Consider the following 1,029-nt stretch of genomic DNA (forward strand, 5'->3'; position numbering starts at 1 on the left):
GTATAGTTGAGTAATACTGTGGCAGTTATTAGTGTATTGGTTGTAACTAACAGGTTTATTGGAAACAAGATTAGTAGGACGAGCAATACATAAGGTACTTTTCTTACTTGGTAAGCTACCAGTATAACAAGAAAAATAAAAGCAATCTGTGCGATGCGTTTTTCGTTGTAAACCCCACCCAAGTAAACATCAAATTGAAAAAACAGACAAAAAACAAAAAATATTGCTGTAACAAAAGGTATGTGAGAAATTCGAAGTTTTTTCATTTTAATAAACAATGAACTTCAATGATGAAGTTCATTGTTCGAAGTATTAATTAACTGCCATTTCTACAGTTTTGAGGCACATAACGATTTAGAGCTGAAGAACTAATCTCACACTTCCAAGTCAAAGAACCGTTATTATTTGTTGGTGTTAACTTTAATGTACCGGTATCCAGATCTGAGACATTAGTTCCTTTAATTGCAGCAGTAATTACACCACTTCCAGTAACTTCTAAAGACTCAACATAAGCGGAAGTGATTTTTGTTTTGTCATCCAAGCCAACAGCCTTGTTAGAGCTGCATGAGCTAATATTACCAGTTGTAAGAACACATTCACTAACCGCAGTTTTTGCACTGCCGGCGAATGTGATAACCTCACTCATTTTAGCGCGAGTTGTATAATCTTGATAAGCAGGCAAAGCTACTGCAGCTAGAATACCGATGATTGCTACTACAATCATTAGTTCGATTAGGGTAAAACCACCCTGTTGTTTTTGAGTCATGATGTGTCTCCTAAATTTTAAGTGACTTAACCATAATAGGTTTAAGTTAAGCGTTTATTAAAACCTTTGCAATAAATACCAATCCATCGAATCAACAAACTGGTGTGCTCAAATTGACTTAACGGCGCCCAAGAAGGTGAAGCAAGTTTATCATTCAAACATCTTGAAAACTAAACCCGTTAAGTTTGTGACCGTTCCCTAATCAACTAGAAGTGTAGCACCGATTTAGCTTCAGCGATCACAATTAACATTTACTTTAATAG

At 35.6% G+C, this 1,029-nt stretch carries 1 protein-coding gene; it reads right to left on the reverse strand.

The genetic code is table 11. From position 1 onward, the window contains the following. Positions 1-316 precede the first annotated feature (316 nt). Positions 317-766: a pilin gene (locus tag L1D50_RS23055; protein ID WP_239966940.1), complete on the reverse strand. Its 450-nt coding sequence runs from the start codon at positions 764-766 to the stop codon at positions 317-319. Positions 767-1,029 lie beyond the last annotated feature (263 nt).

The organism is Pseudoalteromonas sp. Isolate6 (genome assembly GCF_022398435.1).
Classification (GTDB): domain Bacteria; phylum Pseudomonadota; class Gammaproteobacteria; order Enterobacterales; family Alteromonadaceae; genus Pseudoalteromonas; species Pseudoalteromonas galatheae.

Excerpts from the sequence above, each read along its gene's own strand:
- L1D50_RS23055 (WP_239966940.1), bottom strand. The coding sequence starts at position 766 with ATGACTCAAAAACAACAGGGTGGTTTTACCCTAATCGAACTAATGATT.